The organism is Roseobacter sp. S87 (assembly GCF_055693285.1).
The window spans coordinates 2,212,217-2,239,158 of sequence record NZ_JBVFTR010000004.1 but is presented as its reverse complement, the minus strand read 5'-3'; the positions used below and the strand labels follow the sequence as shown (position 1 = coordinate 2,239,158).

Here is a 26,942-nt window from a genome sequence, read left to right as displayed (position 1 = left end):
CATCGCGCGCACCTGACACATCCGGGAGAAACTCCATGGCTGCATATGAATACGAAACACATGAATACGATGTCGTCGTTGTCGGCGCTGGTGGTGCCGGGCTGCGCGCGACGCTCGGTATGGCCGAACAGGGTCTGCGCACCGCCTGTGTGACCAAGGTCTTCCCGACCCGCTCGCACACTGTTGCAGCCCAGGGCGGTATCGCCGCCTCGCTGTCAAACATGGGCCCGGACAACTGGCAGTGGCACATGTATGACACCGTCAAAGGCTCCGACTGGCTGGGCGATACGGACGCGATGGAATACCTCGCGCGCGAAGCCCCCAAGGCGGTCTACGAGCTGGAACACTACGGCGTGCCGTTCAGCCGGACCGAAGAAGGCAAGATCTACCAGCGTCCCTTTGGCGGCCACACCACCGAATTCGGTGAAGGCCCCGCCGTGCAGCGGACCTGCGCCGCCGCTGACCGGACAGGCCATGCGATCCTGCACACGCTTTACGGCCAGTCGCTCAAGAATAACGCGGAATTCTATATCGAATATTTCGCCATCGACCTGATCATGTCGGACGATGGTGTCTGTCAGGGTGTGCTCTGCTGGAAACTCGATGACGGCACGCTGCACCTTTTTGCCTCCAAGATGGTCGTGCTGGCCACGGGAGGTTACGGCCGTGCCTATTTCTCGGCGACCTCCGCGCATACCTGCACCGGTGACGGTGGTGGCATGACCGCGCGCGCGGGCCTGCCTCTGCAGGACATGGAATTCGTTCAGTTCCACCCGACCGGCATCTACGGCGCGGGCTGTCTGATCACCGAAGGCGCGCGCGGCGAGGGCGGTTACCTGACCAACTCCGAAGGCGAGCGCTTCATGGAGCGCTATGCGCCACAGTACAAAGACCTCGCGCCCCGCGATTATGTCAGCCGCTGCATGACCATGGAAATCCGCGAGGGCCGTGGTGTGGGGGCCAATGGCGATCACATCCACCTGAACCTCAACCACCTGCCGCCCGAAACGCTGCAGCTGCGCCTGCCGGGCATTTCGGAAAGCGCGCGGGTCTTTGCGGGTGTGAACCTCAACAAAGAGCCGATCCCCGTCCTGCCGACCGTACACTATAATATGGGCGGTATTCCGACGAACTACTGGGGCGAGGTGCTGGCGCCGACATCGGATGATCCCGACCGTGTCAGCCCGGGCCTGATGGCTGTGGGCGAGGCGGGCTGTGCCTCCGTGCACGGGGCGAACCGCACTGGGCTCCAACTCGCTCATTGACCTTGTGGTCTTTGGCCGGGCTGCGGCCATCCGTGCGGGCAAGATCGTCGATCCCGACAGCGCGGTACCGACACCGAACCAGAAATCCATTGATGCGGCTCTCGACCGGTTCGACAACACCCGCTACGCCAAGGGCCATACGCCTACGGCGGAGCTGCGCCTCGAAATGCAGCAGACCATGCAGAAGGATGCGGCCGTGTTCCGCGCCAATGACACGCTGGCGGCAGGCAAAAAGGCGATGGAGGAAGTCGCAGGCAAATGGGCCGATGTCGGCGTCACCGACCGCAGCCTTGTCTGGAACTCCGACCTGATGGAGACACTGGAGCTCGCCAACCTCATCCCGAATGCGGTGGCCACCATCGTGGGCGCCGAGGCGCGCAAGGAAAGCCGTGGTGCCCACGCGCACGAGGATTTCCCCGAGCGCGATGATGAGAACTGGCGGAAACACTCGCTGATCTGGTTTAAGGGCAACAAGGCGTCGCTGGGATATCGCGGTGTGCACGAACAGCCGCTCACGAGCCACAATGACGGCGGCATCGACCCCAAGAAAATCGCCCCCAAGAAGAGGACCTTCTGATGCGGAAACTGACCGGAATTATCGCGGCTTCGCTGATCAGCGTTGCGCTGCCCGGCGCGTCCTTTGCGGGCGGGCTGACGGACCAGTCGTATCACGGCGGCAAACACAGCAGCGGCGGTGCCGGGCTCAGCGCGGGCCGTCTGCATCGCGATCCCTTTGGCCGCTGTCCTGTGCTGGAACGGGGCCACTATTACGGTGACCAGTACTGCTATCTGCCCGTGCGCGCGCTGAATGCACCACGTCATCCGTCCTGCCCGGACGGGTTCAATGGTTTTTACCGCGGCAATATCTTTTGCCCGTACAAAAGCTGAAGTGACCCGGGCGGTGACCGATATCCTGTGCTTTTCCGGCGGGTCGAGCCGGTGCCCGGTGTTTGATACTCTTTTGACAAGGTGGGCTGCATGATCAGACTGATACTTCCTCTTTGCCTCGTTCTTTCGGCCTGTGCCGACATTCAGCAGGCCACCGATCAGGCGGGCCGGAGCACGGCCAAAACCGTCCTGCCCGAAGCGCTTGCGGTCTACTTTCCGCAGGTGCCCAAGGCGCTCTTTCAGCCCTTCACCGACTGTGTGGTCGACAATGCGGATGCCAGCGAGGTCCAGTCCCTCGCCGCTGATGCTGTGACGGGAATCGACGCGGGCACCGCCGATACCATCCGCGCCGTGCTTGCACGCCCGGCCACCCAGCAATGCCTCGCTGCCGCCGCTCCGGCCGCAGCAGCGACACTCTGATACAGACAGGAGACCCGTCATGGTTCAACTGAAACTCCCGAAGAACTCCCGCGTCACCACGGGCAAAACCTGGCCGAAACCGGAGGGTGCCACCAACCTGCGCAAGTTCTCGATATATCGCTGGAACCCCGATGATGGCGAAAACCCGCGGGTGGACACCTATTTCGTGGATATGGACACCTGCGGGCCGATGATCCTGGATGCGCTCATCAAGATCAAAAACGAGATTGATCCGACGCTGACCTTCCGCCGTTCCTGCCGCGAAGGCATCTGCGGCTCCTGCGCGATGAACATTGACGGGATCAACACGCTCGCCTGTATCTATGGCATGGACGAGGTGAAGGGTGACGTGAAAATCTACCCTCTGCCGCATATGCCGGTGGTCAAGGACCTGATCCCTGATCTCACTCACTTCTACGCCCAGCACGCCAGTATCATGCCCTGGCTGGAAACGAAAACGAACCGCCCGGCCAAGGAATGGAAACAGTCGATCGAGGACCGCAAGAAACTCGACGGCCTCTATGAATGCGTGATGTGCGCGTCCTGTTCCACGTCCTGCCCCAGCTACTGGTGGAACGGCGACCGCTACCTCGGGCCGGCAGCCCTGCTGCACGCCTACCGCTGGATCATCGACAGCCGGGATGAAGCAACGGGCGAACGTCTGGACGATCTTGAGGATCCGTTCAAACTCTACCGCTGTCACACGATCATGAACTGCGCGAAAACCTGCCCCAAGGGTCTGAACCCGGCAGAAGCCATCGCGAATATCAAGAAAATGATGGTCGAACGCCGGGTCTGACCCGGGCACGACACTTGCAAAAGGAAACGGGCGCCTTGGGAAACGCGGCGCCCGTTTCGCGACAGACGTCAGGAACGTGTCTGCCGCAGGCGTTTCATAAAGCCAAAGGCCACCAGCCCGCTCAGTACCATGGGAAGGCCCGCGGGCAGCGGTACGGAGGAAATCACCGGTTCGGCGGGTGTGGTCAGGTTGTCTGTATCCTGAACGAAGCTGAAGCTGCTGCCGCTCTGCAGGCCACCGCCTGTCAGCTGATCAAATCCGATCCGCATTGTGCCATAAAGATCCCCGGCGGGCGTCTCATCCGCGAGCGCCAGAGCGTTGGTGAAGAGCACCGAAACCGTACCGTCCAGGGTCGTCCGGGGCGAGAAAACGGTTCCATAGACACTCCCTGGTGTGCCCGTGACACTGCGCACCGTATCAAAAACGGTGTCGCCCGGCAGCGCATCAATCTGCAGCCAGGACAGAACCCCCTGCGACACGCTCAGCTCAAACGGCGATGAAAAAGTTGAAAACCCGGAAAAGCTCAGCGCAAACCCATCGCCCTGTGCCGCACCCGCCCGGTTGCCGGTGGTGCCGAACACAGCGCTGCGTTTTCCACCCTGCACAAAACCCGCGGTGACAACCATGCCATCCATATCCGCGCCGCTGGTGGTGTATCCTGTCAGACCCTCTGTGGTCTGCGTGCGGCCGTCTGTTCTGATGATGTCTACCGTTGCCGCGGCGGCCATGGTGGAAAGCGTGGCGGCGGCGAGCGCTGCTGATGCAATGGTTTTCAAAAGGCTCATGATCTCTACTCCTGTGTACTGTTATCAGACACATCGCAGAACCCGGGCCGTCACGCGAATGGGCAAAGGGTGGTTTTGGCACGTCTTACGGTCATGCAGCTATCCCTTCGGACAGGTGCGCGCAGCCGCCGGTCGCCCCTCCACGCGCCGTTAACAGCCGCAACAAACGGCATGCCGCGAAAACAGAAATGTGGCGCCTCAGGCTTCGGGCGTGGTGTGGCGCAAAGCGCCGAAACCCCGCGCCACAGGCGGTTGCCGCATACGCCGTTCCTGGCGTAACCTCCGGTTATGAGTGAACAAAAAGACGGCAACCTGATCACGCGGGTCTTGGACGCGGCGCAACGCTTCTGGCCGGTCACGGTGGTTCTGATTGCGCTGACGCTCCTGTCACGCTTCGAGGACCTGCGCCTGTGGTCGGATGCGCTGGCTTTTGTTGTTCTCGAATGGCGGCAGCTCATGTCGCATTTCTGGGAGCTGATCATCAATTTCTTCCGGAAAATCGCGGGTTTCGACCTGATCGAGCTCAGACCACCCCTGCCGGAACTGCTGACCATTGTATCCCTGACCATCTGCAGTTTCCGGATCAGAGATCTGGTTGATGATACGACCGATCTGTTGTGGAACTCTTCGCGATTGCCGCTTTGGTTGGCCCGGTCTCTGTTTGCAGTCTCAATTTTCATCGCAGTTTTTGCGGCATTTTTGTCTGTCATTGTTCTCTTTTCGGGCACCGAACACGAAGGACTGGCCGTGCTGGTGCTTGCCGGTTCGATACTTGCTCTGGCGGGAACGTCAGTGATCGCCAGTTTTCTTGGGGCACGGTCGCTCGCCGCCGCAACCTTTCAGATTTACCAGTCACTCGTATCCGTCTTTCTCATGGCTGCCGTAATCAGCTACCTGATCCTGTTCGGCTCGTACTTTCTGGAACTTGTGGTGCTCTACGTCGGTAACCAGTTTGGCATGTTTGAAGAGTTCCGAGATCTACGCGCACCAACGGGCGACTGAACAGAAAGCAGGGCTCTATGCATATCATTATCGGTCTGATCATCGCCTTTGTGATCGTTGCGATTTTCGCGCGCCGCAACAAAGCCACGCGCAACTGTCGCTGGCGGGCGGATCACACCGGCGACCGGGGGAAACTCAAAAAATACCGCTGTGCAGCCTGCGGGGCAGAAGGGTTTTCCGCCACCGGTGGCCCGCCGCGCGATTGCAAATCCAACCTGCCAAAGGTTTAGTGCGTGTTGCGTTCAGTCTGACGCGATACGCCCTGGACAGGTGCAAAGGAGCCGCCCATGACCCACCCCGCCGATGCTGAGGCCCGCCGTGCTGTGGCGCCCGTGATCTGCTATCCCGTGGAAACGCTGCCGGTCCCGGATATGGCGCTTTACGGAGCTGCCCGGGACACGCTGACCAAAACCGGCGAGGTTACTGTGCCACCGCGCGAGGCGCGCACCTTTCATGTGCCTGCAGGCCATTTTTTCCGCATCACCTCGGTCGAGGGGGCCCAGGTGGGCGATCTGAACCTGCACAACGCGCATGACCTTTCCGAGCGGTTTTATTCCGGCAAGACCCGCGCTCTGCACGGCACGCATATCACCACCGGCGAGCGTATGTGGTCCTCTTTCCCGCATCTGCGCCCCATGGCGACGGTCACCCATGATACGCTGAACTGGTACGGCATCGACGACTTCGGTGGCTCGGTTCATGATGTGATCGGGACCCGCTGCGACCCCTATACCCACACGCTGTTGTCGGATGGTGGCCAGTATCACCACTGTTGTCACTCTAACCTGACCCGCGCGCTGGCCGATCACATGGGCGTGCCGCGCAGCGACGCCGAACCGCTGGTGCATGATGTGCTGAACGTCTTCATGTGTACTGGCTTCACCCGGGACACCGGCCAGTATTTCATGAAGGCCAGCCCGGTGCGGCCCGGCGACTACATCGAGTTCTTTGCCGAGATTGATCTCCTGGGGAACCTCAGCGCCTGTCCGGGCGGCGACTGTTCGTCTGAGCACTCCAGCGATGCGGCGGCCTGCCACCCGCTGCTGGTGGAGGTCTTCGCGCCGGCAGAGGGCAGTCTGGCGGGCTGGCAGAGCCCGCCCGTGTCCCGGTACGACCGAACGCATGGGGCATGAGCCCGCGCCCGGCGCGTTCCGCAGGTGTTAACATTTACGCAGCGTGCGCGCCGTTAAACCGGCGTATCAGGCGGATACCGACCCTTCCACCGACAGAATACCGACAAAATACCGACGTTATACCGACGTGGGGTTTTGTTGAATGTCAGTGGGTTAGGCCGAAACGCCCCGGACCGGTGGGTCAGGGGCAGCGGGCGTTGCGCCAGGGGTCAGGTAAAGGCCGCTTCGAGAGCGATCTCGACCATGTCGCCGAACGTCTTCTCGCGGTCCTCTGACGGCAGCGCTTCACCCGTCTGCAGGTGATCGCTTACGGTCAGGATCGCCAGCGCGCGGCGCCCGTGGCGGGCGGCCAGCGTATAGAGCTCTGCTGCTTCCATTTCGACGCCCAGAATCCCATGCCGCACCATCTGCTCATCCAGATCCGGCCGTTCTGCATAGAACACGTCTGACGAATAGATACCGCCCACATGGGTGGGGGTGCCTCTGTTTCCGGCGGCAGTTACGGCAGCGGCCAGCAGGTCGTAACTGGCCGTGGGGGCAAAGTTGATCTCGCGGAAAATGCCCGACGACGGCGAGGTGATCGTTGTGGCCGACATGGCGATGATCACGTCCCGCACATTCACATGCGCCTGCATGCCGCCGCAGGAGCCGATGCGGATCAGTGTCTGCGCATTATACTCTGAAATCAGCTCGTTTGCGTAGATCGACAGGGACGGCATGCCCATGCCGGAGCCCTGGATCGTGACCCGGTTGCCGCGCCAGGTGCCGGTAAAGCCCAGCATCCCGCGGACTTCGTTCACCAGTTTCGCGTCGTCCAGAAAAGTTTCAGCGGCCCATTTAGCGCGGTAAGGATCGCCGGGCATGAGCACGGTTTCTGCGATGTCGCCGGGCTTTGCGCCGATATGGATGGTCATGGATCAGATCTCCATCGCGTCAGCGCTCGTACCTGCCGCAATGGCCTCGGTGAACCAGCCGGGCTTGCGTCCGCGCCCTGACCAGGTCTGCTTGCTGTCCGCGGGGTTTGCGTATTTTGCTTTCGGCGGCGTGGTTGCCCTTTTTTTGCGTGCTGGCTTTTCGCCCTTTGCAGCACCGACGAGGTCGTTCAGGCTGAAGCCGAATTTTGCTGCAGCTTTTTCCGCTGCCTTTTTCGCTTCACGCTTTTCCTTTGTCTCGATCGCTTTCAGCGCGCGCTGAGCATCTGCGATCAGGCGCTTGAGCTGTTTGCGGTTCATGGTTTTCAGATCGGCCATCGCCTGTCCTCCTCTTTGCCGCAAAGCATTACATGCAACAGACCTTTTTGCACAAGTCTGCGGGTAAAACTGCACGTAAGGCGCGAAAAAGGTGGCTATTCTGCCGCGACAGCCTTCGGATCAGCGAGCGTCACGATATCCATCATGATGGTGTTCAGCTCAAAATCCTTGGGCGTGTAGACCCGCGCGACCCCCATGCCGCGCAGCCGCTCCGCGTCATCGTCGGGAATGATGCCGCCGACGATGACCGGTATGTGGCCCAGGCCCGCCGCGCGCATCTGAGCCATCAGGTCCTCGACCAGCGGAATGTGCGATCCGGACAGAATAGACAGTCCGACGACATGGGCATCATCCCCGCGTGCCGCTGCGACGATCTCTGCCGGCGTGAGCCGGATACCCTCATAGGCGATATCCATCCCACAGTCGCGTGCGCGCACGGCAATCTGTTCGGCACCGTTTGAGTGCCCGTCGAGACCGGGTTTGCCGACGAGGAATTTCAGGCGACGTCCAAGGCGGTCGCTTACCGCATCCACCGCGTCGCGCAGGTCGTCAAGCCCTTCGGTCCGGTTGGAGCGCGCCCCTGACACGCCGGTCGGCCCGCGGTATTCGCCGTGCACGGCGCGCATCTGGGCGGCCCATTCGCCCGTGGTTACACCGGCTTTGGCTGCTGCAATGGACGGTGGCATGATGTTGCGTCCCTCGGAGGCCGCTGCGCGCAGATCGGCCAGAGCGGCCTTTACCGCACCGGCATCCCGCGCAGACCGCCATGCCTCCAGGCGTTCGATCTGTTCGGCCTCCACAGCCGGATCGACCACCATAATGCCACCATCGCCGGTCATCAGCGGGGAGGGCTCGCCCTTTTGCCATTTGTTCACGCCGACCACCACGGTTTCGCCCGCTTCGATCCGCCCCAGCCTTTCGGAGTTGCTGTCGACCAGCCGGGCTTTCATATAGTCGATCGCCTCAATAGCGCCGCCCATACCATCAAGATTGGCAAGCTCGTGGCGGGCACCTTCTTTCAGCGCTTCTACCTTTGCATCGACCGCCGGATTGCCGTCAAACAGATCGTCAAACTCCAGAAGGTCGGTCTCATAGGCCATGATCTGCTGCATCCGCATCGACCACTGCTGGTCCCACGGACGCGGCAGGCCAAGCGCCTCGTTCCACGCTGGCAGCTGTACGGCGCGCGCGCGGGCCTTTTTGGACAGAGTCACCGCCAGCATCTCAATCAGGATGCGGTAGACGTTGTTTTCAGGCTGCTGCTCGGTCAGGCCGAGGCTGTTGACCTGCACACCATACCGGAATCGCCGGAACTTCGGGTCTTCGACTCCATAGCGCTCGCGGCAGATTTCGTCCCACAGGTCCACGAAGGCGCGCATCTTGCACATCTCGGTCACAAACCGGATGCCGGCATTCACAAAGAAGGAAATACGCCCGACTACGGCCGGGAAATCCTCTGCCGGCACGCGCGGTTTCAGCGCATCCAGAACGGCGGTCGCAGTGGCCAGCGCAAAGGCCAGTTCCTGCTCCGGCGTAGCACCCGCTTCCTGCAGGTGATAGGAACACACGTTCATCGGGTTCCATTTCGGGACATTGGTATAGCAGTATTCGGCCACATCCGCGATCATCCGCAGGCTGGGCGCGGGCGGACAGATATAGGTTCCGCGACTGAGATATTCCTTGATCAGATCATTCTGAACCGTGCCCTGGAGCCCCGCGACATCTGCGCCCTGTTCCTCGGCAACCGCAATATAAAGCGCCAGCAGCCAGGGTGCCGTCGCATTGATGGTCATTGAGGTGTTCATCTGTTCCAGCGGGATCTGGTCGAACAACGTACGCATGTCGCCCAGATGGCAGACCGGCACGCCGACTTTGCCAACCTCGCCACGGCTCAGTACGTGATCACTGTCATAACCTGTCTGTGTGGGCAGATCAAAAGCCACGGACAACCCGGTCTGACCCTTTTCCAGGTTCGACCGGTAAAGCGCGTTTGAGGCCTTTGCCGTTGAGTGACCGGCATAGGTGCGGATCAGCCAGGGGCGGTCCTTTCTGGTCTCAGTCATCGGGCGTCCTCGTGAATCAGTCTTGTAATTTTATTGCGCCGAGTGACTGATAACTGCAATTTTATGCCGTTGTCAATTCGCCGCGGCGCGGCAATTGCAATGCAGCATCAGGGGGCGGGAGTTTTTCGCCTTTGCCCCCCGCCAGAGAGCCTGTAATGGTCAGGTGTATGACGCAAGTGGTTGAAATCCCGCTCTGGCTCTTTGTGCTGGTGTTGCTTTTCGCGGCGGTGACTTTTGCGTCGCACTTCCTGTTTCCCTCGGTCCGCTGGTTTTTCCGGAGGCGTCTGGAACGCGCGGTATCGCGGCTCAATGAGCGCCTGACCCGGCCGATTGAACCGTTCAAGCTGGCCCGCCGCTATGACATGATACAGCGTCTGATCTATGACCCCGAGGTTACCCGCGAAATCGTCAATTATGCACAGGAACACGGCGTGCCCGAGAACGTGGGGTTCGAAAAGGCCCGGATCTATGCGCGTGAGATTGTGCCCAGTTTCAGCGCTTTTACCTATTTTGGCCTTGGTATCCGGATGGCTCGTGTTCTGGTCAACGCGATCTACGAAGTCTGGACCGGTCCCCGCAATGACGAGGTCATCCGCAGTATTCCCAAGGATGCGACTATCGTTTTCATCATGAACCATCGCTCCAACATGGATTATGTGCTGGTGACATATCTGGCGGCCCGCGCTTCTGCGCTGTCATATGCTGTTGGCGAATGGGCACGCGTCTGGCCGGTCAGCCGCATGATCCGGATGATGGGAGCCTATTTTATCCGCCGCAAATCGCGAGGGGCTCTCTATCGCCGCGTCCTGGCGCGGTACGTTCAGATGGCGACACAGGGCGGCGTCGCACAGGGCGTGTTCCCCGAAGGCGGGCTGAGCCTGACAGGCAGGCTGATGCCTCCCAAGATGGGTTTGCTGACCTATTTGCGCGAAGGGTATGACCCCGGCGGGCGTGATGTGGTGTTTGTGCCGGTGGCAATCAACTATGACCGGATTCTCGAAGACCGCGTTCTGATTGCAGCCGGAAAACGCGGTGACCGGCGGTTCGGCGCGCGTATTTCAGTGGTGATCGGCTTTGTTCTGAAAAAGTTCTGGCAGGGTCTGCGGGGCCGGTATGTGCGTTTCGGGACTGCTGCCGTGGTTTTCGGCGAGCCTCTGTCGCTGCGTCGTTTCGGACCGGAGCGGCCGGTGGAAGAGCTGGCAGGCAGCCTGATGCAGCGCATTGAGGACGCGATGCCGGTGCTGGTGGTGCCGCTTGTCGCGCATGTCCTGCGGATGCCTGACGCGCCGATCTCAGAGCACGACATAACAGCGGCGGCTGCTGAACTGGCGCAAAAGGTCGCGCCGCATATGCCTGAGATGACACCGGAAGAATTCTCCGGGGCTGTGGCTCACGCCCTGCAGCGCCTGAAGCGGCATCGGGTGTTGTCCGACGCGGACGGGGTCTGGCAGCCGGTCCTAGGCGAGGAAGCCGTCCTGGACTTCTATGCGGCCTCCATTGCGCATCGTTTCGCGGAGGCAGACGCAAAGAACTGAGATTTTCTGCACCTGCTCGGTTATAAAATTACAAAATGCAGCTTTCAGGTGTTGCAATATTTCGTGGCCATGCATATTCCAGTGCTGAGGCATCGTGATTCTGCGGTGCGGCATGTTTTACGTTAGCTGGAGACTGACATGGCACTGGACACACCGATCGCGGAATACGACGCGCCCGAAAAGGACCTCTATGACATCGGGGAGATCCCGCCGATGGGGTATGTGCCCAAACAGATGTACGCGTGGGCGATCCGGCGCGAACGCCACGGCGAGCCGGACAAAGCGATGATGCAGGAAGTTGTCGACGTGCCGGAACTGGACAGCCAGGATGTGCTGGTGCTCGTGATGGCGGCCGGTGTGAACTACAACGGCGTCTGGGCCGCTCTGGGTCAGCCGATCAGCCCGTTTGACGGCCACAGACAACCCTATCACATCGCCGGATCGGACGCTGCCGGCATTGTCTGGGCTGTGGGAGACAGGGTGACGCGCTGGAAGGTCGGCGACGAGGTTGTGATCCACTGCAATCAGGATGACGGTGATGACGAGGAGTGCAACGGCGGTGACCCGATGTATTCCGCGAGTCAGCGGATCTGGGGGTATGAGACGCCCGACGGGTCCTTCAGCCAGTTCACACGGGTGCAAAGCCAGCAGCTGATGCCGCGCCCGAAACATCTGACATGGGAAGAGGCGGCCTGCTACACACTGACCCTCGCCACGGCGTACCGGATGCTCTTTGGTCACGAGCCCCACGATCTGAAGCCTGGCCAGAACGTTCTGGTCTGGGGCGCGTCGGGCGGTCTGGGTTCCTATGCCATCCAGCTGATCAATACTGCAGGCGCAAACGCTATTGGCGTGATCTCTGACGAGAGCAAACGACAGTTTGTGATGGATCTGGGCGCCAAGGGGGTCATCAACCGCCGGGACTTCAACTGCTGGGGACAGCTCCCGACGGTCAACACGCCCGAATACGCCGCCTGGTTCACCGAAGCCCGCAAGTTTGGAAAGGCGATCTGGGACATCACCGGCAAGGGTGTCAACGTAGACATGGTGTTTGAGCATCCCGGAGAGTCCACTTTCCCGGTTTCCACTTTTGTCGTTAAAAAGGGTGGTATGGTGGTCATCTGTGCCGGGACGACGGGTTTTAACCTGACGTTCGATGTGCGCTACATGTGGATGCACCAGAAGCGTCTGCAAGGCAGCCACTTTGCCCATCTGAAGCAGGCCAGTGCGGCAAACCGGCTGATGCTGGAACGCCGTCTGGACCCCTGCATGTCCGAAGTGTTTACCTGGGCAGACCTGCCACAGGCGCATATGAAAATGATGCGCAACGAGCATAAGCCCGGGAATATGTCGGTGCTTGTGCAGGCACCTGCCACCGGACTGCGTACACTGGAAGACGCGCTGGAGGTCCGGCGTTAAGCAAATTCCCGGCCGTTTTACTTTACTGAACCCTGCGAATCGTCTAACCGTTTCGCAGGGTTTTCCCGTTAAACGTGTGACGCTGTTTGGTATCAGTGACTTAGAAAATTCGCCCTCACTATTTTTGGGGAGTAAATAACTGCGAATTTTCAAACAAGGTTAGTACATGCTAGAGTTGTGTTAATCTTTCGTTAACCTTTAAGAGGCGAGTCTGCTATGCGAAGTGACTGGATTTTGGACGTTCTGACGGACTTGAAAACTTTTGCGACAGCGAACGACTTGCCGGTCCTGGCCGAGCAGTTGGACGACACCGCAATTGTGGCTCTTGCCGAGATCGCAGCCCTTCATGAGAAGACGCAAGGCGATACTGAGCATGGCAGAGAACTCGAACCCGGTGGAAGCGGTTTTGGCGGCGCTGGAGCAGGCGGACACGCTTGAGGGCATTCAGGATGCGATTGTCGCCCTCAGGTCGCACTATCGGGTGGACAATATCGTATATCACTGGGTCGATAGCGCGGGTGCTCAGTACGGCTACGGCACATATCCCCTCGACTGGGCCGAACGCTATCAGGAGCAGAATTATCTGCGCATCGACCCGGTGGTCATCGGATGCTACCAGCGGTTTCATCCGGTCGACTGGAAAAAACTGGACTGGTCAAGCAAGGCAGCGAGGGCACTTCAGGCGGAATCAATAGAGTACGGCATCGGGAATCAGGGGTATTCCATACCCATTCGCGGACCTAACGGGCAGTTCGCGCTCTTTACGGTGAATCACACCTGCGATGATGACGACTGGGCTGAGTTCACGGAAACCAACCGGCGTGAACTGATCCTGATCGCGCATTATTTTAACCAAAAGGCGCTGGACTTCGAACCGAACAAAGCGCCGGAGCAGTCACAGCCGCTGTCGCCGCGGGAAACGGATGCTCTGACTTTGCTCGCGGTCGGGTACAACCGGGCGCAAGTCGCTGAAACGCTTTCGATTTCTGAGCACACGCTTCGTGTTTACATCGAAAGCGCACGCTTCAAACTGAGCGCGGCAAACACGACACACGCTGTCGCAAGAGCGATCAGCCGCGGGCTTATTGTCGTCTGAAACGGGCCATTTGTTGCGGCAAATGGTTACCGGCGCGCGCGCGTCGGTGTCCTGTGGTTAATGATGATCAAGCCATCCTTTGAGCACCTTCTGATGCGACCAAAGGAAAAACACTCATGCTCCGTTACCTCTATGCCGACCAGCTGAAACAATATCCTCTCCTGACCGAAACGATGTTCCGCGACCGCGCGGATCAGTTCAAAAACCGGCTAGGATGGGAAGTGGATGTGGACGCCGAGGGGCATGAAAGGGACGAGTATGACGACCTGAACCCGCTCTATGTGATCTGGGAGAAAGCAGATGGCACCCACGGCGGGTCAATGCGTTTTCTGCCCACCACAGAGCGTACAATGGTCAACGATCACTTCACCGACCTGATGGGCGGCGGCACCATTACCAGCCCGCTGATCTGGGAATGCACGCGCTTCTGTCTGAACCGCGATGCACCCAGTACGGTTGCAGCGGCACTGATGCTCGGCGGTGGCGAGATCATGAACGGTTTTGGAGTCCGGCACTTCGTCGGGGTCTTCGATGCCCGCATGGTGCGGATTTATCGGATGATCGGGTCGTCCCCCGAAGTGCTGGGCAGCCAGGGCGAAGGCCGTGACAAAATTAGTGTTGGGCTGTGGGAGTTTACGCCCGATGCACAGGCGCGCGTTGCACGCCGCGCCGGCGTATCGCCGGAGCTGTCCCGGCTCTGGTTCGAGCGGGCATTTGGCGCCACATCCGCGCCGCGCCTGTCACGCACTGGATGAGCGTGATCTGACGGCTGGCACCTGGCGTGACCTGCCTGTAGGGTCGCGCTATGAATGCGCCCACCGTCACTTTTTCTGAAGATCAGGCACAGGCCTACGACACGGTCGCGGACCTGCTGCGCAGTGCCGGCATCAATCTGGACGACCAGCTTCTGATGCCCCCCAAAGGCAACGCCTCGTCGGTGCTGGCGGTGACCGGCAAGGCGGGATCGGGCAAGACCCTGCTGCTGGCGGAGCTGACAAAGGCGCTCCAGGAAGCCGGGGTCGAAATTGTTTCGGGCGACTATGAAAGCCGCCGCCGCAAGGAGCGCCGCACCCTGGCCGTTCTGGCACCCACGAATAAAGCCGCGTCCGTGCTGCGGTTGCGCGGGGTGCCGGCCACCACAATTCATCGTATCCTTTATACGCCCGTCTACGACCCGGAATACGAACGGATCGCGGAGTGGCTGGCCGGCAATGGTGAGCGGCCTGAAATCGAAGGCCTGACGGATGAAGCGCTCGACCGCGCGGCGGCCTTTTATGGTGGCAATAAATCGATCCCCGGTGCACTTGCTGCAGCAGGGTTGCGCGGATCGGATTTCATCACGGGCTGGAAACGGCGTGAAGAGCCCCTGGACATTGGTTTCATTGATGAATCCTCGATGCTGGATGATCGCCAGTTCGAAGACCTGAAAGAGATTTTTCCAACCCTTCTGCTGTTCGGGGACCCTGCACAGCTGGCCCCGGTGAACCAGTCCGGGACAATGGTGTTTGACCGCCTCCCGGAGCGCCGCGTGCTTAATCTGGAGCGGATTCATCGTCAGGAAGCAGACAATCCGATCCTTGATCTCGCCCATGCGCTGAGCGATCCGGACCTTGGTTTTGAGCAGTTCGAGCGGATGGTCGAGGCGGCCGCGGCTCGGGATGAGCGGGTGGTCTGGGGCCAGCGCGTCGAAGTGGACCTGATGGCCCGCAGCCCGGTGCTGGTCTGGCGCAACGCCACACGTATCCGCCTGATCAACGCTTTCCGGCAGGTGCATGGGGCGCCTGAGGACGCGCTTCTGCCCGGAGAACCGCTCATCTGTGACGGGATCGAACTGCCTCTCAAGCACCGGAAGAAACGCCTCGATCTCGAAGCCCGGGGGCTGATCAAGGGCGCGCAGGTGGTGTTCCTGGGCGAGGGGCGCAAACCGGGGTTCAGCCGCCTGCATGTTATGGGTGCCGAGGACCCACAGGTCTCCGCAGCCTCAATCGTGAAAATCGAAAAACCGGACGAGGAAGAGCCCTTTATTCCCTTTGCCGCGCGCATGGGAGCCACCTTTCTGCACGGGGCCGCGGTGACCATCCACAAGGCGCAGGGCTCGCAGTGGGACACCGTGCAGGTTTTTGCGCCGGACCTTTACACAGCTGCCCGGATGGGTCGTTCTGAGGCCGGTCAGCCGCTGTGGAAACGTCTCGCCTATGTCGCGATCACCCGGGCACAGGAGCGCCTCATCTGGGTCGTGCGGAACCGGCTTGCGCGTCCCACAGGACCGCTGCAGACCGATGACCTGCGCGCACTGCCGGCGGCACCGCTGTCGCTGGCTGAACCCCCATCAGAGGAACTGTTATGAAATCCATTATCATCACTGGCGCCAGCTCCGGCATCGGCCATGCAACGGCCGAAGTGTTCCTTGAAGAAGGCTGGCGTGTCGGACTTATCGCCCGCCGCGGCGAACTGCTCGAAGCGCTGGCTGACCGGTATGAAACGGCGGTTCCACTGCCTGCTGATGTGACGGAGGCAGCAGGCATGGAAGCGGCTTTCGATGCTTTCGGTCATATTGACGTGCTGTTCAACAATGCGGGACTCTTCGGGCCGCCTGCGACGATTGATGAGGTCCCGCTTGAGGATTGGGCGCAGGTTCTGTCGGTCAACGTAGGCGGCATGTTTATTGCCGCGCGTCTCGCCTTTGCCCGGATGCGCGCCCAGGATCCGCAGGGCGGCAGGATCATTAATAACGGGTCGCTCTCGGCGTATGTGCCGCGGCCGAATTCGGTGTGTTACACGACGACCAAACACGCGGTGACGGGCCTGACGAAGACACTTTCCTCGACGGTCGGCCGTTCGGGATCGCCTGCGGTCAGATCGACATCGGCAACGCGGAAACAGCGCTGCTGCAGGAGCTGAAGAAAACACAGCCTGGCACGGCCACTATGAATGTCTCGAATGCGGCAGCGTCCGTTCTGCATATGGCGAATATGCCCGCAGAGGCCAATGTCCAGTTCATGACGGTGATGGCCACGACGATGCCCTACATCGGGCGGGGCTGACGCTTCGGATCAGGCCCTGAAGAGGCGGAAGACGGCGGATGCGGACCAGCCGGCGCCAATGGCAATGGCGAGTGACATCAGGCCGTACATCAGCGCATTTTCACGGGACAGTTTGTAGAGCCAGCGTTCAAGGCCGACTTTGCGCACGTAAATGCTGGTCTCGTATTTCGAGATCACCTCACCGCCCCGCGTCAGGAAAATGCGCGTGTCATAGTCGCCCTCGGTCAGGGCCGCCGGCAGTTTTATGGCCGTGCGGAAGAGTGTCTGGGCGTCAACGCTGATCGTGCCTTCGTTCAGCTGATACTGATTGGAGGCGGATTTGATCCGGATCAGCGCGTCCGTGAATGTCGCGGCGTTCTCAATTGTGTCGGGCGCGCCAACCGAGCGGATGGCGCGGGGGATGGACACGCGGTGACGCAGATCTTCGGTGTCACTGAGCGAGAGGCCAAGGGCTGTGCTGGTTGAGACAGCGTAAAAACTTGGCGCGCTGTCGATTTCGACCGCGTCGGTGTTGACCCAGATTCCAAAGCGTTTTTCCTTGCGCCGGACGGTCATTGTTTCTTCCGGTCCAGCGACGGTCACGATGACCTGGAGACGCGGATCGTCCGGGATTGGCGCTTCGCGTTTTACGGCGCCAAAGATCAGGATTTCAGACCCGTCAAAACTGGTGTCGATGGAGACGGTATCCTTGCTGAGCCCCAGCACGACTTCTTCCGCCAGGGCGGGCAGGGCCGAGAGGCATACCAGTATGGCAGCAAACAACCGCATCAGTGGCCTGCCTCGCCGATCGAATAGAGCTCGGAAGGCATGATCAGCAGATCAAGCGCCAGCTTGGCACAGACAGCGAGCACCATGATGGCGAGCAGAATGCGCAGTTGCTCTGCCTTCAGTTTCACACCGATCCGCGTGCCGATCTGCGCGCCGATGACCCCGCCAACAAGCAGAAGGACCGCCAGCACAACATCAACTGTAAAGTTGGTCGTAGCATGCAGCAGCGTCGTAAAGCCGGTGACAAAAATGATCTGAAAGAGCGACGTGCCGACAACGACTTTCGTGGGCATGCCCAGCAGATAGATCATCGCGGGGACCATGATAAACCCGCCGCCGACGCCCATGATCGCGGCGAGGATGCCAACAGACACACCGACGAGAAGCGGTGGGATCACCGAAATATAGAGGCCGGAAACGCGGAACCGCATTTTGAAGGGCAGGCCGTGGATCCAGTTGTGCTTCTTGCGCGCGGGTGGCTTGCCGCTTTTTGTGTTGCGGATGGCGCGCAGGCTTTCGAAGAACATCAGCCCGCCGATGATCCCAAGAAACACAACGTAGCAAAGCTTGACCAGCAGATCGACCTGGCCCTGTGCTTTGAGGTAGTTGAATACCACCACACCCAGGGCCGCACCCACAAGACCACCAATGAGCAATACGGTGCCCATCCTGAGATCCACCGTCTTTCGCTTCAGGTGCGCGAGTACGCCGGAAAAAGATGAGGCAACGATCTGGTTGGCTTCTGTGGCAACCGCGACCGCCGGAGGGATGCCGATAAAGAACAGAAGCGGCGTCATCAGAAAGCCGCCGCCCACACCAAACATGCCTGACAGAATGCCCACAATCCCACCAAGGCCCAGCAAAAGAAAGGCATTGACCGATACTTCGGCGATGGGAAGGTAGATTTGCATGACCTCTGTTAGGCCCCGCTGCTGTCAAAATCAATGGGTCCTGCTGCTGTGCAGCAAACAGGACCGATGCAATCGCGAAACTGGACTTACGTTACCGTTCCTTCACATACGGCTCGCCCCCGCGCGCGGCGGGATGGCTTTGCCGACAAATCCGGCCAGAATAATAACCGTCATAATATAGGGCAGCGCCCCCAGAAGCTGGCCCTGAACCTTGATGCCGATCATCGACTGGATCACGTCCGGGCGGGTTTCCAGCGCGCCAAAGAGGCCAAAAAGCAGGGTCGCCCAAAGCGCGTACCACGGGCGCCATTTCGCAAATATCAGAGCTGCGAGAGCAATGAACCCGCGTCCGGCTGACATGTCTTTGACAAATCCGGCCTGCAGAGCGGTGGAGAGATACGCTCCTGCTATCCCGCAGAGCACGCCGCAGATGACGACCGCCGCATACCGCAGTCCGATCACCGAAACGCCCGCCGTATCGACCGCCGCCGGGTTTTCGCCGACAGCACGCAGGCGCAGACCAAAACGGGTCCGGTAGAGAATCCACCACGTGAGCGGAACCGTCGCAAAGGCGATGTAGACCAGCACGGAATGGCCGGAAATCAGCTCGGCGTAGATCGGTCCCAGAAACGGAACGCCGGAAAGCGCATCGGCAAAGGGAAGGGTGACCGGTTCAAACCGTGCGCCCCCCATGAGCGACGGCGTTCTGCCGCCCTGGCTGAACCAGTCCTGCGCGATCAGGACGGTCAGGCCTGCGGCCAGAAAGTTGATTGCCACGCCTGAGATGAGCTGATTGCCGCGGAATGTGATCGAGGCAAGCCCGTGCAGGCCGCTGAGTGCGACCGAGGATGCGATCCCGGCGGCGAGCCCTATCCAGACCGATCCGCTGAGCGCCGCGACGGCTGCTGAAAAGAAGGCCGCAGCGAGCATTTTGCCTTCGAGGCCGATATCAAAAATGCCAGCGCGTTCGGAAAAAAGCCCCGCAAGGCAGGCCAGCAGCAGCGGTGTCGCGAGCCGGACAGTACTGTCGAGCAGCTGGATCAGCGTCAGAAAATCCATCAGGCATCTCCCCGCCGCAGCATCAGGAACAGCCGTTCAAGCGGCATTCTGACCATATTGTCGAGCGCACCGGTGAAGAGGATCACCAGCGCCTGGATCACCACGATCAGTTCGCGCGGGATGGAGGTCCAGAGCGCCAGCTCCGCCCCGCCCTGATAGAGAAATCCAAAGAGAATTGCGGCCAGAAAGACCCCGAACGGATGGCTCCGCCCCATGAGCGCCACGGCAATGCCGATAAAGCCCGCGCCTTCAACCGCGTTCAGAACAAGACGCTCGGCTTCGCCCATGACATTGTTGATTGCCATCATGCCGGCGAGAGCACCTGAAATCAGCATGGCGATCATGGTGATCGCGACAGGCGAAATACCGGCATAACGGGCCGCCGGTTCGGACTTGCCGTAGCTGCGAATTTCGTAACCGAGCCACGTCCGCCACAGCAGCAGCCAGACCAGCACACAGGCGACGACGGCAATCAGAAAGGTGACATTGGCCGGTGCCGCCTTGGAAAAGCTGATGCCAACGACGCCGAGGATGTCGTGCAAAGTCGGCAGATGCACCGCTTCGGGAAAACGCGCGGTGGCCGGGTCCATACTGCCAGGCGGACGCATCAGATTGACAAGCACGTAGTTCAGAACGGCCGCCGCGATGAAATTGAACATGATCGTGGTGATCACGATGTGGCTGCCGCGTTTGGCCTGCAAAAACGCCGGAATGGCAGCCCAGGCGGCACCAAACAGTCCAGCGGCCACAGTTGCGGCGACCAGCGCCAGGGTCCAGTGTGGCCAGGGGATCAGCAGGCAGGCGAGGGCGACGCCAAGGCCACCCAGCATCGCCTGACCTTCGCCACCGATGTTGAACAGTCCGGCGTGGAAAGCCACCGACACCGCAAGACCGGTAAAGAGGAAATTTGTAGCGTAATAAAGGGTGTAGCCCCAGCCATAAGTGCTGCCAAGAGCACCGGTGATCATCAGGTTGACTGCCTCAACCGGGTCTTCGCCGATGGCAAGGATCACGAGTGCGGACAGCATCGCGGCAAGGATCAGCGAGATCAGCGGCACGAGGATGACCTCGGCCCATTTAGGCATCACATCCATGTGTCAGCTCCCCACACCTGCCATCAGCAGTCCCAGTTCTTTCTCGTCTGTCTCCGACGACAGACGTTCCCCCATAATATGCCCGTCAAACATGACAGCGACCCGGTCGGCAAGCGCCAGTATTTCTTCCAGCTCTACGGAGACCAGCAGAATGGCCTTGCCCTGATCGCGCAGCGCCACGATCTGCTGGTGAATGAATTCGATCGCGCCGATGTCCACACCGCGCGTCGGCTGACCGATCAGCAGCAGATCCGGGTTCCGTTCAATCTCGCGCGCCAGCACGATCTTTTGCTGGTTGCCACCGGAGAAATTCTTGGCGGCCAGCGCCGGGTTGGGCGGGCGTACGTCAAAACGCGCCATCTTCTCCGCGGTATCATTCCGGATCGCCCGGTTATTCAGCAGCAGGCCGGACTGATAGGCGTCTGACCGGTGATAGCCGAATGCGGTGTTCTCCCAGGCGGAGAAATCCATGATCAGACCCTCACGCTGGCGGTCCTCGGGCACGTGACCGATGCCGCGCCCGCGCCGCGACCGTCCATCCGAATGCCTGCCACTCAGGTCCAGCGGCTGACCGTTCAGCGAGACCTGCCCGGTGCCGTCCGCGTAGCCGCCCAGAACCTCGAGGAGCTCAGACTGGCCGTTTCCGGCGACCCCGGCAATGCCGACGATTTCGCCTGCGCGGACCTGCAGATCGATGCCCTTGAGGCGTTCCACTTTCTGATCATCGACAACCCGCAGCCCTTTGACGTCCAGGACAACATCACCAGGCGTTGCGGGCTTTTTATCCACGCGCAGCAGGACCTTACGCCCCACCATCAGCTCGGCCAGCTCCGCAGGCGAGGTGTCAGCGGTTTTGACGGTTGCAGTCATCTCGCCCCGCCGCATCACGCTGACGGTGTCGGTGGCTTCCATGATTTCACGCAGTTTGTGCGTGATCAGGATGATGGTTTTGCCTTCTTCGCGCAGGCGGCTGAGAATGCGGAACAGCTGGTCGGCCTCTGCGGGTGTCAGCACACCGGTGGGCTCATCAAGAATGAGGATTTCCGCCTGCCGGTAGAGCGCCTTGAGGATCTCCACGCGCTGCTGCATGCCAACGCCCAGATCTTCGATCACCGCGTCCGGATCAACATTCAGCCCGTATTCATGTTCCAGTTCCAGCAGGGTTTTGCGCGCCTTGGCGAGCGAGGGGCGCAGCAGACCGCCATCCTCCGCGCCAAGGATGATATTTTCCAGAACGGTGAAGTTCTCTACCAGCTTGAAGTGCTGGAAAACCATGCCGATCCCCGCCGCGATCGCCGCCTGGCTGTCCGGGATTTCGGTCTTGTCGCCGGCGATGAAAATTTCACCTTTGTCGGCTTTGTAGAAGCCGTACAGGATGGACATCAGCGTTGATTTGCCTGCGCCGTTTTCGCCGATGATGCCGTGGATTGTTCCCGGCATAACGCGGATAGAGATGTCTTTGTTCGCCTGAACCGGACCGAAGGCTTTCGAAATACCTTTAAGCTCAATAGCGGGGGCTGTCATGGTGCGATGTCCGTTCCCGTGAAGCCCTTGTCCGGCCGGTGGAAGGGTCCTGACTGGCCTGCGGCTTCTTATTGTTGCAGTGGGCCGCGCAGCGTCACCTGCCGCGCGGCCCGGATGCTTTTCAGCCAGCTCAGAAGTTCAGAGCCGGGCAGCTGTCGTCGGACATGTAGTCGTGAACCGACACTTCGCCCGCGGCGATTTTAGCCGCTGCATCATCAACGCTGGCCTGCATTTCGGAGCTGACGAGGGACGCATTGTTCTCGTCCATCGCATAACCGACGCCACCGTTCGCCAGACCCATAACCTGGAAGCCGGTCTCGAGGCCCGGACCGTCAGAGAAGGCATCAAAAACGGCGTTGTCGACCCGTTTCATCATGGATGTCAGAACCTTACCCGGGTGCAGGTAGTTCTGGTTGCTGTCCACACCGATGGACAGAATGCCTTCGTCGGCTGCGGTCTGCAAAACGCCCACGCCGGTACCGCCAGCGGCAGCATACACCACATCAGCGCCCTGGCTGATCTGTGCCTTTGTCAGCTCAGAACCCTTTACCGGGTCATTCCAGGCTGCAGGCGTCGTGCCTGTCATATTGGCGATAACCGTCGCATCCGGGTTCACCGCTTTTACGCCCTGCGCATAGCCGCAGGCGAATTTACGGATCAGCGGAATGTCCATACCACCGATGAAACCGACAGTGCCGGAAGAGGAGGCTTTTGCCGCCATCATGCCAACCAGGTAGGAGCCTTCGTGCTCATTGAACACCACTGAACGTACGTTCGGTGCATCCACAACCATGTCGATGATGACAAAGCTTGTGTCCGGATAGTCGGCGGCCACCTGACCCAGGGCGTCACCGAATGCAAAGCCCGCCATGACGATCGGGTTGGAACCGGCTTCGGCAAAACGGCGCAGTGCCTGCTCGCGCTGCGCTTCGGACTGCAGTTCGATTTCGCGGAAGCTCTCGCCGGTTTCTTCGGCCCAGCGGGTAGCGCCGTTGAAGGCGGCTTCGTTGAACGATTTGTCGAATTTACCGCCTAGATCAAAGATCAGCGCAGGATCTGCCAGCGCGGCGCCTGCGGACAGTGCCAGCGCGGCAGATGCGCCGAGAAGTTTGTTAAAAAGGGTCATTCAGGTGTCTCCCAGGTTATGTTTGGGGCCGTCGCAGCGTTGAAATGTCCCGCGCGGCCCGGATTGAGCAGAGGTTATCTGATCCTCGCCAAATTAGGACCTTTCCGGCTGGCAGGGTCAACCGGTTTTTGCCCGAAAAGACCCGCTTCAGGCCATCTTACGGGGGGTCAGCGCCGCTCTCATCAGCAACGCATCGGCTGCGGGCCGACCGTGCCGGGCATAATAGGCCTTGCGACGCCCGGCCTCTGCGAATCTGTGCCTTGTGTAGAGGGTGATGGCCGGGTGATTGTCTGCAGCCACCTCCAGAAAGGCCTCGGTGGCCGCGCATGCGTGCATCCAGCGGGTCATCAGACGGTCTGCGATGCCCTGACGCCGGTGGTCGGGATGCACGGCCAGCGTCAGAAGCTCTGCCTCGCCGGCAACATCGCGGATAACGGCAAAACCCTGGGGTTCCGAAACGGCAAAAACATGCGCCGGGGACAGCAGCGTTGCGAATTCATCTGTGGTCCAGCCCCGTTCGTCAGGAAAGCTCAGAGCGTGAATCCGGCTCATCTCTGCGGGTGTCACGTCAGGATCACCGGTGCTGTGTCGCGTGCCGGTGCGGCATCAGCCGGCCGGATGTAAAGAGGGGCAGGGCGCGGGTTGTCCAGGTGCAGCCGTTTCAGCGCACAGCGCCCGATGGCCTCAGCGACCGGGAAACGCGAAGCAGTACTGCGTCCGGACAGGCGTTCGGCCACGTCGCCCGAGCGGAATCCGACGCAGGCGGGGGAAATGCCGTCTGGCAGTTCCGGCAGTGTGTCCAGATCACACAGCATCGGCGCAATGGGAGCATCTGTCTGCAGCATCTGCAGGTAAATCGCATCCCGGCGGCCATCGAGAGTTGAGATGACCGGACCCGTCAGTCCGAATGCCTGTGCTTCGAGTATGCTTAGACCAATGGCCGGTATGCCGAGACCGAGTGCGAGGCCCCTGGCCGCGGAGACAGAGATACGAATGCCGGTGAAATTGCCCGGGCCCGTGCCGGTGGCCACCAGATCAAGATCTCCGATACGCAGGCCTGCGGTGTCCAGCAGTTCCTGGCAAAACCCCATCAGGCGCTCTGCCTGGCCTTTGGCCATCTCTTCATGCGCTTGGGCCAGAACAGTTTCACCCTGCAGCACGGCACCGGTCACATGTGCTGACGACGTGTCAAAGGCGATGACCAGCGGCGCATCGGTTCTGTCCTCTGGGTCACCTGGCATGTGGTCCTGTTGCCTCAATCAGAGCCGCACAATGGCGCTCAGGTCGCGACCGGGCGTACTTCGGTGACTTCCGGAATGTAGTGGCGCAGCAGGTTTTCGATACCCATTTTCAGCGTCAGCGTTGACGACGGACAACCGGCACAGGCACCCTGCATGTGCAGATACACAACCCCGCGGTCAAACCCGTGAAAGGTGATGTCGCCACCATCCTGAGCTACGGCAGGGCGTACACGGCTGTCCAGAAGCTCTTTGATCTGGTTGACGATCGCGCCATCTTCGCCGGAATGCTCTGCATGTCCGGATTCCGGTGTGTGATCGCCTGCCATCACCGGCTGACCGGACTGGAAATGCTCCATGATCGCCCCGAGCAGTGCCGGTTTGATGTGATCCCAGTCCACAGCGTCCGCCTTGGTCACGGTCACGAAATCATTGCCGAAAAACACACCCGTCACGCCCTCTACCGCGAAAACGCGGGTCGCCAGCGGTGATTTGTCCGCCGTGTCAGCTGTCGGGAAATCTGCGGTTCCCATTTCCAGAACAGTCTGGCCGGGCAGAAACTTCAGCGTCGCGGGGTTCGGTGTGGATTCGGTCTGGATAAACATCGGTTCTCTCCTGGAGTGTTCGTCAGATATGCGGACCGGGCCGGGCCGAGTCAAGGTTTGGAACGATTCTAATCTGTGCGCTGACGCGGAGGTATGCCGCGCCGGCCCTGCTCTCGGGATCAGGTGATCGCTTCGAGCTTTTCCTTGCTCAGATCGCCCGGAACAATTGTGATCGGGATCGGCAGACCACCGGCATTGCGCGTCAGCTGTGTCACCAAGGGGCCTGGGCCCTTTTTGTCGGTGCCGGCACCCAGAACCAGCACACCGATTTCCTCATCTTCGCGGATCTGTGCCATGATCTCATCGACCGGTGTGCCCTCGCGGATCACCAGTTCCGGTTCAATACCCTGCCGGTCCCGCATCCATTTTGCGAACACTTCGTAGTGCACTTGGATGCGTTCGCGCGCTTCCTCGCGCATCATCTCACCGACACCGATCCAGTGGTTGAACTCATCAGGTGGGATAACAGCAAGCACTTCGACGCCGCCGCCAGTATGCGATGCCCGCATTGCAGCAAAACGCATTGCATTGAGGCATTCGCGGCTGTCGTCGAGAATAACGAGAAATTTGCGCATCTTAAAACGCCCCCCTGTTTGCGCAGATCATGACCCCTGAGCGATGAGCGCGCAATCGCAAACTTCCGGTTGAACCCATCTGGCCCTGTACCCGCCGGCCTGCTGGCCTTACGGGGTATCTGTCGCAGCCCAGTCCCAGTACATCTCGCGCAGGCGCCGGGCGACCGGTCCGATCTGATACCGATGGTCCTCAAAGGCAGTGACCGGTGTGATTTTCGACATATTGCCGGTCAGAAAGACCTCGTCGGCTTCTTCAAAGTCGGCAAATGTCAGAACCTGCTGGTGCACTTCGGATCCGTCGGCAGCAAGGTTCGAGATGTGCCGTGCGCGCGTGATACCCGCCAGGAACGTCCCGTTGGCAATCGGGGTGAAAATCTCGCCGTCGCGTACCATGAAAACATTGGCAGTAGCCGATTCTGCGACGTTGCCCATGGCGTCCGCCACCAGAGCATTGCCAAATCCGCGCGCGCGCACTTCGGTCAGCATGCGCGCGTTGTTCGGGTAAAGACATCCGGCCTTGGCGTTAACGACATTGTCTTCCAGCACCGGACGGCGGAACCGGGTGCGTGCCAGCGTTGTTGACGCATCTGCCGGTGCCATCGGGATCTGCTCAAGGCAGATCGCAAAGCCCGTTGCATCTGCATCCGGTACAATGGCCGTCGCATCGCCGTGAATGGCCCAGTACATCGGCCGGATGTAAACCGCGTCGTCGGGTCCATAATGGCGCAAGCCGTCTCGTATGATGTCGACCATCTCTGCAGCTTCTACCGTTGGCGTGATCATCAGTGCCCGTGCAGAATGGTTCACGCGTTCGCAATGTGCCAGCAGGTCGGGTGTGCGGCCCGCAAAAAAGCGCGCACCGTCGAAAACGCTGGTCCCAAGCCAGCTGCCGTGGTCAGCGGCGCGCATGATGGCGACATCATCGCGGTGCCATCGGTTCTCAAACCATGTGACGATATTGCTGCCGATGCTCATGCGTGCACTCCCTGAAACTCTTCGTGAGTTACATCACCGCGTGTCCGCAGGGTCAACAATTCAGTCCGCGCGGTAGACGCCCTCCGGCAGGTTCAGCGCAGCGTTCAGGTCACGCCACTGCTCCGGCGACAACCTGACCGAAACCATCCGGTCGGTGCGCGGATCATACTGGTTCAGCAGGATTGCGCTCTCGGTTGCATGCACCGTGACATCCTCCTGCAGCGGGGCCGCACCATCATCAACCAGGGTGACGACGGTCGCATCAAATTCGTGCTCGATGGTAAACATGACGCCAGCCTAAGCCATGCGCGGTTCTTTGCAAGGGTCACAAAACTGTGTGTGCAGGGTGGCGCCCGCGCGCACAGGCG

At 60.3% G+C, this 26,942-nt stretch carries 26 protein-coding genes and 3 pseudogenes; 13 read left to right on the top strand and 16 right to left on the bottom strand.

Features of this window, described 5'->3' with window-relative positions; translation table 11 throughout:
* Positions 1-35 precede the first annotated feature (35 nt).
* From sdhA to ACZ1HA_RS11970, 4 genes and pseudogenes are all read left to right on the top strand, one after another.
* Positions 36-1,842: pseudogene (gene sdhA, locus ACZ1HA_RS11985) on the top strand (succinate dehydrogenase flavoprotein subunit).
* Positions 1,842-2,153: a hypothetical protein gene (locus ACZ1HA_RS11980; RefSeq protein ID WP_472714027.1), complete on the top strand. Its 312-nt coding sequence runs from the start codon at positions 1,842-1,844 to the stop codon at positions 2,151-2,153. The pseudogene sdhA and the gene ACZ1HA_RS11980 overlap by 1 nt, the downstream one beginning before the upstream one ends.
* A 90-nt stretch (positions 2,154-2,243) precedes the next feature.
* A complete protein-coding gene (locus tag ACZ1HA_RS11975) occupies positions 2,244-2,573 on the top strand; it encodes a hypothetical protein (RefSeq protein WP_472714026.1) in 330 nt (109 codons plus the stop codon).
* A 19-nt stretch (positions 2,574-2,592) separates the two neighbouring features.
* Positions 2,593-3,372 carry a succinate dehydrogenase iron-sulfur subunit gene (locus tag ACZ1HA_RS11970; RefSeq protein WP_298837622.1) on the top strand — a complete coding sequence of 260 codons (780 nt, stop codon included), beginning with the start codon at positions 2,593-2,595 and terminating at the stop codon, positions 3,370-3,372.
* Between the two features lie 68 nt (positions 3,373-3,440).
* Here the strand turns inward: ACZ1HA_RS11970 and ACZ1HA_RS11965 are convergent, their stop codons facing one another.
* Positions 3,441-4,157: a VPLPA-CTERM sorting domain-containing protein gene (locus ACZ1HA_RS11965; RefSeq protein ID WP_472714025.1), complete on the bottom strand. Its 717-nt coding sequence runs from the start codon at positions 4,155-4,157 to the stop codon at positions 3,441-3,443.
* Positions 4,158-4,445: 288 nt separating this feature from the next.
* On the opposite strand from ACZ1HA_RS11965, the gene ACZ1HA_RS11960 reads away from it, so the two are divergent.
* The 3 genes from ACZ1HA_RS11960 to ACZ1HA_RS11950 are packed head-to-tail and all read left to right on the top strand — an operon-like array spanning position 4,446 to position 6,292.
* A complete protein-coding gene (locus ACZ1HA_RS11960) occupies positions 4,446-5,159 on the top strand; it encodes a hypothetical protein (RefSeq protein ID WP_472714024.1) in 714 nt (237 codons plus the stop codon).
* A 17-nt stretch (positions 5,160-5,176) separates the two neighbouring features.
* Positions 5,177-5,389: a hypothetical protein gene (locus ACZ1HA_RS11955; protein ID WP_472714023.1), complete on the top strand. Its 213-nt coding sequence runs from the start codon at positions 5,177-5,179 to the stop codon at positions 5,387-5,389.
* Positions 5,390-5,446: 57 nt separating this feature from the next.
* Positions 5,447-6,292, top strand: a complete 846-nt coding sequence (locus ACZ1HA_RS11950) for an urea carboxylase-associated family protein (RefSeq protein ID WP_472714022.1) — start codon at positions 5,447-5,449, stop codon at positions 6,290-6,292.
* Between the two features lie 209 nt (positions 6,293-6,501).
* Here ACZ1HA_RS11950 and deoD read toward each other — a convergent pair whose 3' ends face one another.
* From deoD to ACZ1HA_RS11935, 3 genes are all read right to left on the bottom strand, one after another.
* A complete protein-coding gene (gene deoD, locus ACZ1HA_RS11945) occupies positions 6,502-7,206 on the bottom strand; it encodes a purine-nucleoside phosphorylase (protein ID WP_472714021.1) in 705 nt (234 codons plus the stop codon).
* 3 nt (positions 7,207-7,209) lie between these two features.
* On the bottom strand, positions 7,210-7,542 hold the full coding sequence (locus ACZ1HA_RS11940) for an H-NS histone family protein (protein WP_375230329.1): 333 nt from the start codon (positions 7,540-7,542) through the stop codon (positions 7,210-7,212).
* Between the two features lie 95 nt (positions 7,543-7,637).
* Entirely contained in the window at positions 7,638-9,605 is a 1,968-nt protein-coding gene (locus tag ACZ1HA_RS11935) for a methylmalonyl-CoA mutase family protein (RefSeq protein ID WP_436398899.1), read from the bottom strand.
* Between the two features lie 167 nt (positions 9,606-9,772).
* Between ACZ1HA_RS11935 and ACZ1HA_RS11930 the strand changes: the two genes are divergently transcribed.
* The 6 genes and pseudogenes from ACZ1HA_RS11930 (at position 9,773) to ACZ1HA_RS11905 (ending at position 16,699) form a co-directional block, all read left to right on the top strand.
* Positions 9,773-11,140: a 1-acyl-sn-glycerol-3-phosphate acyltransferase gene (locus ACZ1HA_RS11930; RefSeq protein ID WP_436398901.1), complete on the top strand. Its 1,368-nt coding sequence runs from the start codon at positions 9,773-9,775 to the stop codon at positions 11,138-11,140.
* 138 nt (positions 11,141-11,278) lie between these two features.
* Complete coding sequence (ccrA, locus tag ACZ1HA_RS11925; RefSeq protein WP_472714020.1) at positions 11,279-12,559, top strand: crotonyl-CoA carboxylase/reductase; 1,281 nt, start codon at positions 11,279-11,281, stop codon at positions 12,557-12,559.
* Positions 12,560-12,932: 373 nt separating this feature from the next.
* Positions 12,933-13,655: a helix-turn-helix transcriptional regulator gene (locus ACZ1HA_RS11920; RefSeq protein ID WP_375230331.1), complete on the top strand. Its 723-nt coding sequence runs from the start codon at positions 12,933-12,935 to the stop codon at positions 13,653-13,655.
* A 116-nt stretch (positions 13,656-13,771) separates the two neighbouring features.
* Entirely contained in the window at positions 13,772-14,410 is a 639-nt protein-coding gene (locus tag ACZ1HA_RS11915) for an acyl-homoserine-lactone synthase (RefSeq protein WP_375230332.1), read from the top strand.
* Between the two features lie 50 nt (positions 14,411-14,460).
* The gene (locus ACZ1HA_RS11910; protein WP_472714019.1) at positions 14,461-16,002 is read left to right on the top strand and encodes an ATP-dependent DNA helicase; all 1,542 of its coding nucleotides are present in this window, start codon (positions 14,461-14,463) and stop codon (positions 16,000-16,002) included.
* Positions 15,999-16,699 (top strand): annotated as a pseudogene (locus ACZ1HA_RS11905) (SDR family oxidoreductase). The gene ACZ1HA_RS11910 and the pseudogene ACZ1HA_RS11905 overlap by 4 nt, the downstream one beginning before the upstream one ends.
* Before the next feature lie 9 nt (positions 16,700-16,708).
* Here the strand turns inward: ACZ1HA_RS11905 and ACZ1HA_RS11900 are convergent.
* The 12 genes and pseudogenes from ACZ1HA_RS11900 to ACZ1HA_RS11845 all read right to left on the bottom strand — a co-directional run bounded on the left by ACZ1HA_RS11900 (position 16,709) and on the right by ACZ1HA_RS11845 (position 26,862).
* Positions 16,709-17,467, bottom strand: a complete 759-nt coding sequence (locus ACZ1HA_RS11900; RefSeq protein ID WP_472714018.1) for a TIGR02186 family protein — start codon at positions 17,465-17,467, stop codon at positions 16,709-16,711.
* Entirely contained in the window at positions 17,467-18,378 is a 912-nt protein-coding gene (locus ACZ1HA_RS11895; RefSeq protein WP_472714017.1) for a sulfite exporter TauE/SafE family protein, read from the bottom strand. Before ACZ1HA_RS11895 ends, ACZ1HA_RS11900 begins: the two co-directional genes overlap by 1 nt.
* A gap of 91 nt (positions 18,379-18,469) precedes the next feature.
* A pseudogene (locus ACZ1HA_RS11890) lies at positions 18,470-19,437 on the bottom strand (ABC transporter permease).
* The gene (locus tag ACZ1HA_RS11885; RefSeq protein ID WP_472714016.1) at positions 19,437-20,531 is read right to left on the bottom strand and encodes an ABC transporter permease; all 1,095 of its coding nucleotides are present in this window, start codon (positions 20,529-20,531) and stop codon (positions 19,437-19,439) included. Before ACZ1HA_RS11885 ends, ACZ1HA_RS11890 begins: the two are co-directional and overlap by 1 nt.
* A 3-nt stretch (positions 20,532-20,534) precedes the next feature.
* Positions 20,535-22,055: an ABC transporter ATP-binding protein gene (locus ACZ1HA_RS11880; protein ID WP_472714015.1), complete on the bottom strand. Its 1,521-nt coding sequence runs from the start codon at positions 22,053-22,055 to the stop codon at positions 20,535-20,537.
* Between the two features lie 130 nt (positions 22,056-22,185).
* A complete protein-coding gene (locus ACZ1HA_RS11875; RefSeq protein ID WP_472714014.1) occupies positions 22,186-23,181 on the bottom strand; it encodes a BMP family lipoprotein in 996 nt (331 codons plus the stop codon).
* Between the two features lie 147 nt (positions 23,182-23,328).
* Positions 23,329-23,748 (bottom strand): GNAT family N-acetyltransferase, encoded by a 420-nt coding sequence (locus tag ACZ1HA_RS11870; protein WP_472714013.1) that lies wholly within the window; start codon positions 23,746-23,748, stop codon positions 23,329-23,331.
* Complete coding sequence (tsaB, locus tag ACZ1HA_RS11865; RefSeq protein ID WP_472714012.1) at positions 23,745-24,422, bottom strand: tRNA (adenosine(37)-N6)-threonylcarbamoyltransferase complex dimerization subunit type 1 TsaB; 678 nt, start codon at positions 24,420-24,422, stop codon at positions 23,745-23,747. Before tsaB ends, ACZ1HA_RS11870 begins: the two co-directional genes overlap by 4 nt.
* 38 nt (positions 24,423-24,460) lie before the next feature.
* Positions 24,461-25,024 (bottom strand): NifU family protein, encoded by a 564-nt coding sequence (locus tag ACZ1HA_RS11860; RefSeq protein WP_375230342.1) that lies wholly within the window; start codon positions 25,022-25,024, stop codon positions 24,461-24,463.
* Between the two features lie 119 nt (positions 25,025-25,143).
* On the bottom strand, positions 25,144-25,599 hold the full coding sequence (locus ACZ1HA_RS11855; protein WP_375230343.1) for a universal stress protein: 456 nt from the start codon (positions 25,597-25,599) through the stop codon (positions 25,144-25,146).
* Positions 25,600-25,707: 108 nt separating this feature from the next.
* Positions 25,708-26,574 carry a branched-chain amino acid aminotransferase gene (locus tag ACZ1HA_RS11850; RefSeq protein ID WP_472714011.1) on the bottom strand — a complete coding sequence of 289 codons (867 nt, stop codon included), beginning with the start codon at positions 26,572-26,574 and terminating at the stop codon, positions 25,708-25,710.
* Between the two features lie 60 nt (positions 26,575-26,634).
* Complete coding sequence (locus tag ACZ1HA_RS11845) at positions 26,635-26,862, bottom strand: hypothetical protein (RefSeq protein WP_375230345.1); 228 nt, start codon at positions 26,860-26,862, stop codon at positions 26,635-26,637.
* Positions 26,863-26,942 lie beyond the last annotated feature (80 nt).